10 protein-coding genes are annotated in these 10344 nt (G+C 67.6%); 9 read left to right on the forward strand and 1 reads right to left on the reverse strand.

The window, feature by feature from the left end; all coding sequences use genetic code 11:
* Positions 1-14 precede the first annotated feature (14 nt).
* From D7T59_RS01885 to D7T59_RS01920, 8 genes are all read left to right on the forward strand, one after another.
* Positions 15-1271, forward strand: coding sequence for a CpaE/TadZ family protein (locus tag D7T59_RS01885; RefSeq protein WP_164136515.1), 1257 nt, complete (start codon positions 15-17; stop codon positions 1269-1271).
* The gene (locus D7T59_RS01890; RefSeq protein ID WP_180851130.1) at positions 1256-2605 is read left to right on the forward strand and encodes a TadA family conjugal transfer-associated ATPase; all 1350 of its coding nucleotides are present in this window, start codon (positions 1256-1258) and stop codon (positions 2603-2605) included. Before D7T59_RS01885 ends, D7T59_RS01890 begins: the two co-directional genes overlap by 16 nt.
* Positions 2606-2607: 2 nt before the next feature.
* Positions 2608-3564, forward strand: coding sequence for a type II secretion system F family protein (locus D7T59_RS01895; protein WP_043035231.1), 957 nt, complete (start codon positions 2608-2610; stop codon positions 3562-3564).
* A gap of 28 nt (positions 3565-3592) precedes the next feature.
* Positions 3593-4528 carry a type II secretion system F family protein gene (locus tag D7T59_RS01900; RefSeq protein ID WP_164136513.1) on the forward strand — a complete coding sequence of 312 codons (936 nt, stop codon included), beginning with the start codon at positions 3593-3595 and terminating at the stop codon, positions 4526-4528.
* A complete protein-coding gene (locus D7T59_RS01905) occupies positions 4528-5418 on the forward strand; it encodes a tetratricopeptide repeat protein (RefSeq protein ID WP_180851131.1) in 891 nt (296 codons plus the stop codon). The genes D7T59_RS01900 and D7T59_RS01905 overlap by 1 nt, the downstream gene beginning before the upstream one ends.
* Positions 5415-5873 carry a DUF3613 domain-containing protein gene (locus tag D7T59_RS01910; protein WP_180851132.1) on the forward strand — a complete coding sequence of 153 codons (459 nt, stop codon included), beginning with the start codon at positions 5415-5417 and terminating at the stop codon, positions 5871-5873. The genes D7T59_RS01905 and D7T59_RS01910 overlap by 4 nt, the downstream gene beginning before the upstream one ends.
* Positions 5874-5881: 8 nt before the next feature.
* Complete coding sequence (locus D7T59_RS01915; protein ID WP_180851133.1) at positions 5882-8035, forward strand: TadG family pilus assembly protein; 2154 nt, start codon at positions 5882-5884, stop codon at positions 8033-8035.
* Positions 8036-8134: 99 nt separating this feature from the next.
* Positions 8135-8848, forward strand: coding sequence for a DUF2968 domain-containing protein (locus tag D7T59_RS01920; protein WP_164136509.1), 714 nt, complete (start codon positions 8135-8137; stop codon positions 8846-8848).
* A gap of 75 nt (positions 8849-8923) precedes the next feature.
* Here D7T59_RS01920 and D7T59_RS01925 read toward each other — a convergent pair whose 3' ends face one another.
* Positions 8924-9319, reverse strand: coding sequence for a hypothetical protein (locus D7T59_RS01925; RefSeq protein WP_164136508.1), 396 nt, complete (start codon positions 9317-9319; stop codon positions 8924-8926).
* A 186-nt stretch (positions 9320-9505) separates the two neighbouring features.
* Here D7T59_RS01925 and D7T59_RS01930 point away from each other — a divergent pair, with 186 nt between their 5' ends.
* Positions 9506-10330 carry an alpha/beta fold hydrolase gene (locus D7T59_RS01930; RefSeq protein ID WP_180851134.1) on the forward strand — a complete coding sequence of 275 codons (825 nt, stop codon included), beginning with the start codon at positions 9506-9508 and terminating at the stop codon, positions 10328-10330.
* The last annotated feature ends 14 nt before the right edge of the window (positions 10331-10344 follow it).

Raw genomic sequence — 10344 nt, forward strand, 5'->3', positions numbered from 1 at the left:
GCGATACCACGCCCATGCCCTACGCCACTGCCCAGCCGCTGCATCCGCAAGGACCGCCGATGAATCTGGTCCTGTACGGAATGGATCGCGAACTGCTGCCCCGGCTGGCGGCGAAACTGCCGCCGACCACCACCCTGCACTGGCAGGACAGCAGCATGCCGACCTCCGCACAGGACCTGCAGCGCGGGCCACAGAGCCTGGTGCTGCTCGACTTCCGCCCGGAACACGCCGCCGCCTCCAGCCTGCTGGCGCAACAGCTGCAGCAGACCCAGCCCGACCTGCCTCTGGTCGCGGTCGGCGCCACCAGCGCCGCCCAGGTCGAAGGCGTGGTGATCGCGCTGCGCGCCGGCCTGCGCGATGTGCTGGACCTGGACAGCGACAACATCGGCATCGAGGCTGCATTGCGCCGCGCCCTTTCGCCGCGTCCAGCCGCCACCGCCCAGCATGCGCACAAGGCGCGCCTGATCGTCCTGCTCGGCGTGCGTGCCGGGGTCGGCACCAGCACCCTTGCCGCGCATCTTTCGGTACTGGCCCAGCAGACCCGCGCACTGGCCCAGGGCGAGGCCCTGCAGCAGGACGGCCTGTTGATGGAACTGGCACAGCCGTCCGGCGACCTGGCGCTGTACCTCAACCTGGACAGCCGCTTCCACTACGAAGATGCACTGCGCAACGCCAGCCGCATCGACGCCACCCTCGCCCGCACCGCGATGGCTCGGCATGACACCGGCCTGGTGCTGCTCGACCGCGCCAGCGGCAGTGATGCCGTGCCGCCATCGGACCCCGGCGCACTGCTGCAGCGCCTGCGCAGCGTGTTCGCCAGCGTGCTGTGCGATGCCGGTGGCTGCCCGCTGCGGCAGCTGCCGCCCCTGCTGCTGGACCAGGCCGACGAGATCTGGCTGGTCACGGACGCTTCGATCGCCACGCTGGTATCGCTCGACCAGGCCTTGAAGCACCTGGCCGGCCAGCGTGAACGCGAGAAGCGCCTGCAGCTGGTGATCAACCGCCACGACGACAGCAGCGGCATGAGCCCCGAGCAGATCGCACGCCGATTCGAAGTGCCACTGCTGGCCACGCTGCCCGAGCGCCCGCGCGTGCGCCTGGCGGCCAGCCAGGGGCATCTGCTGCTGCAGGATGCACCGCGCGACCCCTACCTGCGTGCCCTCGCCCCGCTCGTGTCGCGCCTGGATCCGGCTGCCTGCCCGGTCCAGGCACACGGCCTGCGGGAAAGACTCTCCCTTGCCCTGGGTGGATCGCAATGGAAGACAAGGTAACCCCGTTCCCGCATGCCGCCACCCGCCCGGTGCTGCCCGACAGCACCCCGGGACACCTGCCGTTCGCGCAGACCGAGCAGTACCAGAAGGTGCTGTCGGCCGCGCATGAGCACCTGCTCAACAGCATCGAGGACGAGCGCATCGACATCGATTCCTGGGCGCCTGACACCATCGCCCGCTGGGTGCAGGTGCAGACGGTCGGCTTCATCCAGGAATGGCGCATCCCGATCAACGAGGAGGAAATGCAGGTGGTCGCCGAAGGCCTGGTCAAGGAGCTGACCGGCTTCGGCCCGCTCGACGACCTGCTGCACGACCCGACGATCGAAGACATCCTGATCAACGGATTCAAGGATGTGCACGTCTCGCAGGGAGGGCAGCTCAAGCGCGCCACCCAGCGATTCACCGACGACACCCACCTGCTGCGCATCCTGCGCCGCATCCTCGCGCCGCTGGGCCGCCGCCTGGACGATTCCAACCCGATGGTCGACGCGCGCCTGCCCAACGGCGGCCGCCTCAACGCGATCATCTCGCCACTGGCGGTGGATGGGCCGATGGTCTCCATCCGCAAGTTCCGCAAGGACCCGTTCACCCCCGACGAGCTGCTGGCCAAGGGCACCTTCGATGCACCGATGCAGGCGCTGCTGAAGGCGATGGTGCTGGGCCGCTGCAACATCCTGGTGTCCGGCGGCACCAGCTCGGGCAAGACTTCGCTGCTGAACGCCCTGGCCAGCTACGTGCCGCCGAACGAACGCGTGATCACCGTCGAGGACACCGCCGAGCTGTCACTCAACCATCCGCACGTGGTCCGCCTGGAAAGCCGCATCGGCGGCGCTGAAGGCCATGGTGCGGTGAGCATCCGCGACCTGGTCCGCAACAGCCTGCGCATGCGCCCCGACCGTATCGTGGTCGGCGAGGTGCGTGGTGCCGAAGTACTGGAGATGCTGCAGGCCATGAACACCGGCCATGACGGATCGATGGCGACCATCCACGCCAATTCGCCCCGTGACTGCCTGTACCGCATCGAGATGTTGGCCGGTTTCGCCGGGTTCCAGGGCAGCGAGGACAGCCTGCGCCGGCAGATCGCCAGCGCCATCGACTTCATCGTGCAGATCTCGCGGCTGGGCAGCGGCCGGCGCGTACTGGTCTCCATCACGGAAATCACCGGTGTCAGCGACAACCTGATCACGACCCAGGAAATGTTCCGTCACGAACTGCAGATCGACGGCAACGGCAGGGAAACCGATCGCTGGATCGGACTGGGCTTCCATCCGCATTCGCACAAGCTGGAACCGTTCCGCCAGCAGTTGCGCGAATCGTTGTACGGAGACTTCTGAGCATGGGCACGGGCCTGCTGCTGGGTGTGCTGAGCATCATCTCGGTGCTGCTGGCGCTTGCGGTGTGGCTGTGGGGCACCGCCAGCAACCGCGAACAGCGCCAGGCCTCGCTGCAGCACGCCGAGCAGCAGCTGGCCCGCGGAGGTGCCAGTGGCGGCGCCCCGGCCGGGGCATCCGTGGCCGCCGCCAACGACCCGGCGCGACCGGCAAGTGCCGGGCGCCGGGTGCTGCCGCTGGACGGCCTGCTGCAACGTGCCGGCCTGCAGACGGGCTGGAAGCTGCCGATCATGATGTTGGTGCCGGGACTGGTGCTTTCGGTCGTGGCCATGCTCAGGCTCGGCACGGCGTGGATGTTCCCCCTGACCCTGCTGCTGTACCTGCTGGCCTGTTGGCTGTGGGTCATGCGCCGCACCACGAAACTGCGTGCACAGCTGCTGCATCAGCTGCCCGACTTCCTCGACAACCTGGTGCGGCTGACCGCGCTGGGCAACAGCCTGCAGGCTGCCTTCCAGGTGGCGTCGATGCAGACCAGCGCGCCGTTGCGCGGACTGCTGGACACCACCGTGCGCTACGCACGCAGCGGCATGGACCTGGACCGTGCCCTGAGCCTGGCGGCACAACCCTACCGGATGGATGTGCTCAAGGTGCTGTCCGTGGTGATCGGCGTCAGCGTGCGCATCGGCGGACGCTCCGATCAGATCCTGCAGCGCATGGGCGATTTCATGCGCGACCTGGAGCAGGCCCAGCAGGAGCTGGCCGCGACCACGTCGGAAACGCGCATGTCGGCCTGGGTGCTGGGCCTGCTGCCACCGGCCAGTGCGGTGCTGATGGCCATATCGAGCCCTGAATTCTTCCAGCCGGTGCTGCACGATCCGCTGGGTCACAAGATCCTGTTGATCGCGCTGGGGCTGGAGCTGTTTGGCGCTTTCCTGCTCTACCGCCTGGCCAAGTCGCTATGAACACTGGAATCCGCCACGGAGGTGCCCGATGAGTGCCAGCACCTGGTTTGCACTGTCCCTGCTGGTTCTGGCCGCCGGTATTGCCCTGCTGGGCATTGCCGGGTGGGTACGCAGCCATCGCGAACAGCGCACCTCGGCCACCTTGAAGACCGCACTGCAACCCCGGGACGAGGCACGCGACACGGAAGCCGCGCGCCGTGATTCGCTGGGTTGGCTGGAACGCTTCGGGCGCGCGCTCAGTGGCGGCCGCCTGGAATCTGCATTGCTGGCCAATGAAGACCGGCTGCTGCTGGACCTGGCGGGCTGGAACACACGCCGTGGCACCGCCATCTATCTTGGCCTGCGCCTGCTGCTGGGCGTGCTGGTGCTGGCGCTGGCCCTGGCGTTCAGCAGCGCCCAGGGCCTGGCCAAGGTGATGGTCGTGATCGGTGCCCTCGCAGCGGGCCTGCTGCTGCCGAAGTTCATCCTGTCTTCGTGGGTGAAGCGGCGCCGGCGTGCGGTCGACAACGAGCTGCCCCTGCTGATCGACCTGCTGCGCCTGCTGCAGGGCGTGGGCTTCAGCATGGACCAGAGCCTGCAGACGCTGGGCGACAAGCTGCGCGACGCGTTACCGGTGCTCGGCGGCGAGCTGCAGGAGGCCAACGTCGCGTACACCCATGGCCGTACGCGCGCGCAGTCCCTGCGCCGCCTGAGCGAGGTCTACGCCGATGATGACCTGACCAGCCTGATGCAGTTGATCCTGCAGGTGCACGCGCATGGCGGCGCAGTGCAGGAACCGCTGCGGCAGTTCAGCATCCGGTTGCGGGAACAGCGCCGCAACACCCTGAAGGAAAAGGTCGGCAAGCTCTCGGTGAAGATGACCGTGGTGATGATGCTGACCCTGCTGCCAGCGCTGATGCTGGTTCTTGCCGGACCGGCGCTGGTCGCGCTGGCCACCACCATGTCCAAGATGGGATCGCCCTGATGCCTGCCCTGCGCACCTCCTGCCTGTTGCTCGCCCTCGCCGCCGTCGCCAGTGGTTGTGCGTCGACCACGCCGAAGTACCTGCGCGCCCCCAGCCTGGCCGCGCCCGAACCGGCACCGCAGGACAGCCGCAATGCCTACCTGGAACTGATCGGGCGCATGCAGCAGCAGGGTGCCTGGTATGCCTCGCTGGCCCACGTCGATGCCTTCCGCCAGCGCTATGGCGATCCGCCGGCGCTGCGCCTGCTGCAGGCCGACGCCCTGCGCGAGACCGGCCAGGCCGACGCTGCCATCGCCCTGTACCGCGAGCTCTCCAATGGCCCGCAGGCCGCTGCAGCCGCGCACGGCCTGGGCCTGATCGCTGCGCGCCGTGACGACGATGGCGGCAGCGAGGAGGCACTGGCCCGGGCCACGCAGCTGCAGCCCTTGAACACCGACTACCTGGGCGATCTCGGCTATGCACGCCTGCGTGCAGGCCGGTTCGAACAGGCGCGTGAACCGTTGGCCAAGGCGCTGGAGCTGTCTCCGGGCAACCCCAAGGCCACGGCCAACCTTGCCCTGTGGGCCGTGCTGCGCGGCGACGCCGCCACCGCAGAGCGCCTCGCCGCGCAGGCCAGTCTCAACGAGGACACGCGACGCAGCATCCAGCAGCAGGCCGCGCAGATCCGTGCTCGCCTGCAGCAGCGCCAGGCCGCCGCGGCGCAGGTTGCCCCTGCGTCCCCGTCCACCCGCGCCAACGCCAGTGCCGCCTCCAGCGTGCCGCCAAGCACCACGCGCCTGGCCGCCGAACCACGTCGCGACATCCGTGATGCGCGCGACCCACAGCGCCTGCCGCCCTCGATGCTGGAACGTTTCAGCACCTCCGATCAGCCGAACGGGAACACTCCATGAGCGCAATGCCCCTGACCCGACGCCTGTTGCCTGCACTGGCCTGCCTGCTGATGGCCGGCGGCGCGCAGGCGCAGCAGCAACCCCTGACCGGGCAGATGCTCGGCGGCAGCGCGCCGGTGGCAGCGGCCAGCCAGCCACTGCAGTCCGAGGCATTGGCCACGGTGGACCTTGCAGCCCCTGCTCCATCGTCATCACCGGCCGCCGCCCCGCCGATCATCGCCACCGACCACGTTGCACCAGCGCCCCGCCCTGCACGCACGCAGATCGGCGATACCGCGCGCGACCTGTTCCGCCTGCAGGCATCGGGGCAGCAGGCCGGGCAACGCCTGCCGATCCTCGGCGACCAGGCCACGTTGAGCTATGCCCGGTACCTGAAGAGCTTCGAACACGAGATCCCGGACTTTTTCGAAACCGATGTCGCCAAGTCCAAGGGAACATCCTCATCCGGACGCTGAGGTAGGCCATGAAACGCCCACGCCAGTTCAGTTTCAGCCGCCCACGGGGCGGTATGTCGGTCACCATGATGCTGGTCATGCTGGCGCTGCTCGCCATGCTGGGCCTGATCGAGATCGGCTACCTGTTCTGGGCAAAGCGTGACGCACAGAAGGTCGCAGACCTCGCTGCACTGGCCGGTGCACAACGGCTCGAGCTGTGCACGCCTGACAACAGCGACAACAGCGCAGCACGACAGAGCGCAGTCACCCAGAACAAGTTCGCAGGCACCCTGCAGATCCGCTGCGGCAACTGGAGCGCCGCACGCAGCACGTCGAACCGCTTCGTCACCACCGTCGATGCCAGCAACCCACGCAATGCCGTGCAGGTGGTCGCGCAGCGCAGCGTGCTGCCGTTCTTCGGCCAGAACACCAGCCTGCCCACCGTCAGCGTGGAGGCGGTGGCCCGACGTTCCGAGCCGACTGCGGTGTTCGCGGTCGGTTCGCAGCTGCTGCGCACCAACGGCGACTCGGTACTGCTGTCGACCCTGCGCCTGGTCGGCCTGGATGTCACCAATGCCACCGTGCTCTCCTATGACGGCCTGGCCCAGGCCAACATCACGCCATCGGGCCTGCTCAAGGCGTTGAACATCCCGGTCAGCGCCAACCTCAGCGTGGCCGACTTCAACCGGTTGCTGTCGGTCAACAAGATCTCGCTGGCACAGCTGGTCGATGCCACCGCCACCGTGGTCGGCCGCAATACCACCGTGGGCGTGCAGCTGCGCGCGCTGTCCGACCTGGTCGCCACCCAGCTGGACATCAACAAGCTCAACATCGTGCTGGGCAGCCAGTCCGGCGGCGGTGGCCTGTTCGCCGAGGTCGTCTCACCGGATGGCACCGTCGGCAGCGCGCTGGAAACGAAGGTCAACGTCCTCAACCTGATCAGCACCGCCATCTCCATCGCCAACGACGGCAACGGCGTGGCGGTCAAGGGACTGGACCTGCTGGGCATCAACATCCAGGCCGGCGTGGTCGAGCCGCCCTCGATCGCCATCGGTGGTGTCGGTACACGCGCGTACAACGCGCAGGTGCGGCTGATGGTGGACGTGGACAGCAACAACCTGTTCGCGGTGGGCCCGCTGCTGAACCTGCTCGGCACGCGACTGCACCTGCCGTTGCATGTCGATGTCGCCAATGCGATGGGCACGCTGACCGGCATCCAATGCGGCGCCAGCCCCCAGAAGGCCACCATCAAGGTCGATTCGTCGGTGCTGCGCGCCTGTGTCGGCAATGTCGACCCGGCACAACGCTTTTCCAAGAGCAATGTCTGCGACGCCACACTGAAGAACGAGCAGCTGCTGAAGCTGCTCGGGCAACCCCTGATCAATGACAGGATCACCCTGCCTGCCCTGACCAGCTCGCAGAACCTGACCCTTGCCGCCGGAGAAACCGCTTCGACCCGGATCAATCCACTTGCAGTGGGCAACGCGGTGTCGGACCTGGTCAATGAACTGCTGCGCGTGCTGTCGGGCATGCTCAGCTCACCCAAGCAGGGCATGAGCGCCAACGACACTGCCAAGGCACTGGCCGACCGCTACCTGCAGGCAACCTTCCCACCCAATACGCGCTACGACGTGAACAAGCTGATCCCACTGCTGCGCGATGGCGACCCCAGCCGGCAGCTGGCCCCGCTCAACAGCTGGACCGTACCCGATGGCCTTCCCTATGCCTGTGGCCTGCTGAACCTTGCCACCTGCCACAAGGATGGCCAGGTCTGGGATGCGTTCAAGGTCACCGTCACCGGCCAGGGACTGGGCGTGCTCGATGGGCTGCTCGGATCGCTGGTGGGCGGCCTGCTGATCAACCGCTGCGACAGCCTGCTGGGCAACCTGATCGACTACAACGGCTGCGTGCGCAACAACCTGGCCTCATACATCCAGACCGCGCCGGCCGGCTTCCTCGATGGTACCGGTGGAACCGGCGTCACCAATCCGGATGGCAGCGTGAGCTGCAGCGGCCTGCTGTGCACGCTGCTCAAGCCGATCCTGGCCGCCCTGAGGCCAGTGCTCAACAGCGTCGGCACCCTGCTGACCAACCTGCTGGCGAGCGTGCTGGGCCTGGAACTCGGCCGCACCGACGTCAACGTGCAGTCGATCCAGTGCAGCGCGGCGCAGCTGGTCTACTGACCCGTGACGGGCGCCCTTGGCGGCGCCCGCGCCCATGCTAGACTCCCGGCGGGGAACCACCTTCATCTCAACCCACACTCATCCGTGGATGGTCTAGACATGCGAGAAACTTCAGGGGGCGCGGTCTTCGCCCGGCACGCGCGCGGCGCGGCACTGCTGGCCGTGGCCATGATGCTGGTGGCACCGGCGGCGATGGCTGCCCGTGGCGACCGTGAGGCAGCCGCAGAGCCGGCCGCACGCAGCGCGCCGGTGGTGCGCAACACCGTTGACGAACTCAAGCAGCTGATGGATTCGCGCCAGCTGACCGAGCTGCGCACGACCTACAACGGCAACTACGGCGCCAGCCTGCTGTTCAACGCGAACACCCTGACCTACTACGTCGCCCTGTTCCAGGAGAAGAACTTCTGGCGGGTAATCAAGACCGATGCCGTCGACAACGCCGAGCGGGTCTACCGTACCTTTGCCCAGCAGTCCGAACAGCTGGCCCAGGTCTACATCGATACCACCCGCCTGGAAGCCGGCAAGCGCTACACCGAGCGCCTGGTGGCCTACAACGAGGAACGCCTGCGTACCCTGCAGCAGGAAATGGAACAGCAGCAGGCGCAGTCCGCCCAGGTCAGCGCCGCCCTGCAGCAGGCGCAGCAGCAGGCGGTCAGCCTCAGCACAGACGTGCAGAGCACCAACAGCCAGCTGGACGCCCTGCAGCGCCGAATCCAGATCCTGCAGGCCGAACAGGGCAACCCGGAACTGAGCCTGCCCAAGCCGGAAAGCGTGCCTTCGCCGGCACCGGCTGCCGCCAGCGACAGTCGCTGAGGCCCGGCCATCCGCATCCACGCACAACGGCGCCCCAGGGCGCCGTTGTCGCTTTCGGCCTTTCGAGAGCCACGCTCAGCGGCAGGCGTCGTACACCGCGTCGTCCAGTTGACGACGTTGCACGAAGTCCAGGCGCTTGCTCCTGGCCAGCACGTCCCCGCGGTGCTGTCGTGCACGCTCACAGGCCCCTGGGTCCGTACTGATGGGTATCAGCGCGGCCTGCGCCCGCCCCGAACGCACGGTGCGTGGTGGCGCCAGCGCCGCGCTGCCCGCCCTGGCCGGCTTTGGCACCGCTCCGCGTGACAGCGACTGCTCCTCCGGCACCTCCCAGCGCCATTCCGCGCGCCCCTGGCAGGGTGTCTGCTGATAGACCGGATGCGGCCCGTCCACGCATTTGTAGACGTTGGTCTGCGCGTGAACCGTTGTGGCCAGCAGCAGGCACAACAGTGGGCTGCATCGCACTCTCGACATCGCACCCTCCTGGACAGGACCGCCATCATCGTCGGCGCGGACGCCGCCGGGTTCCAGAGCGATACGCGTCACATCCCGGCCAATCCAGCACAGCCGTGCAAGCCACCCACCGGGCCGTGCGCTGTACTGCCGGCGGTACCGGCATATCCGCCGGCGCCGCCCCTCCCTACCGCCAAGGAAACCGCAATGAGCAACTTCGTCACCGTCGCCGACGGCGCGCGCATCTTCTACAAGGACTGGGGCACCGGCCAGCCGATCGTGTTCGCCCACGGCTGGCCGCTGTCCTCCGATGCCTGGGACCCGCAGATGCTGTTCATGGGCCAGAACGGCTACCGCGTGATCGCCCATGACCGCCGCAGCCACGGCCGTTCCAGCCAGACCTGGGACGGCAACAACATGGACACCTACGCCGACGATCTGGCGGCAGTGATCGAGGCACTGGACCTGAAGGACGCGATCCTGGTCGGCCACTCCACCGGTGGTGGCGAAGTGGCGCACTACATCGGCCGCCATGGCAGCAAGCGCGTGGCCAAGGTGGTACTGGTCGGCGCCGTGCCGCCGTTGATGCTGAAGACCGCCGGCAACCCGGCCGGCACCCCGCTGGAGGTGTTCGATGGCATCCGCAAGGGTACCGGTGGCGACCGCTCGCAGTTCTTCAAGGATCTGACCACGCCGTTCTTCGGCGCCAACCGCGATGGCAACAGCGTCACCCAGGGCATGCGTGATTCGTTCTGGCTGCAGGGCATGCTCGGCGGCGTCAAGGGCCAGTACGACTGCATCCACGAGTTCTCGGAAGTCGACTACACCGAAGACCTCAGGAAGATCGATGTGCCGGCACTGGTGGTGCATGGCGACGACGACCAGATCGTGCCGTTCGATGCCTCGGCCAGGTTGTCTTCGCAGATCATCAAGGACGCCGAGCTGAAGGTGTACGCCGGTGCCCCGCACGGCCTGACCGTCACCCACGCCGACCAGTTCAACGCCGACCTGCTGGCCTTCGCACACAAGTGACGTACCGCGGCGGC

Origin of the sequence: Stenotrophomonas maltophilia (genome assembly GCF_013464915.1) — a bacterium.
GTDB lineage: Bacteria > Pseudomonadota > Gammaproteobacteria > Xanthomonadales > Xanthomonadaceae > Stenotrophomonas > Stenotrophomonas maltophilia_AT.

Coding starts and splice junctions, on each gene's coding strand:
- D7T59_RS01885 (WP_164136515.1), top strand. CDS start 15: ATGCCCTACGCCACTGCCCAGCCGCTGCATCCGCAAGGACCGCCGATG.
- D7T59_RS01890 (WP_180851130.1), top strand. CDS start 1,256: ATGGAAGACAAGGTAACCCCGTTCCCGCATGCCGCCACCCGCCCGGTG.
- D7T59_RS01895 (WP_043035231.1), top strand. CDS start 2,608: ATGGGCACGGGCCTGCTGCTGGGTGTGCTGAGCATCATCTCGGTGCTG.
- D7T59_RS01900 (WP_164136513.1), top strand. CDS start 3,593: ATGAGTGCCAGCACCTGGTTTGCACTGTCCCTGCTGGTTCTGGCCGCC.
- D7T59_RS01905 (WP_180851131.1), top strand. CDS start 4,528: ATGCCTGCCCTGCGCACCTCCTGCCTGTTGCTCGCCCTCGCCGCCGTC.
- D7T59_RS01910 (WP_180851132.1), top strand. CDS start 5,415: ATGAGCGCAATGCCCCTGACCCGACGCCTGTTGCCTGCACTGGCCTGC.
- D7T59_RS01915 (WP_180851133.1), top strand. CDS start 5,882: ATGAAACGCCCACGCCAGTTCAGTTTCAGCCGCCCACGGGGCGGTATG.
- D7T59_RS01920 (WP_164136509.1), top strand. CDS start 8,135: ATGCGAGAAACTTCAGGGGGCGCGGTCTTCGCCCGGCACGCGCGCGGC.
- D7T59_RS01925 (WP_164136508.1), bottom strand. CDS start 9,319: ATGTCGAGAGTGCGATGCAGCCCACTGTTGTGCCTGCTGCTGGCCACA.
- D7T59_RS01930 (WP_180851134.1), top strand. CDS start 9,506: ATGAGCAACTTCGTCACCGTCGCCGACGGCGCGCGCATCTTCTACAAG.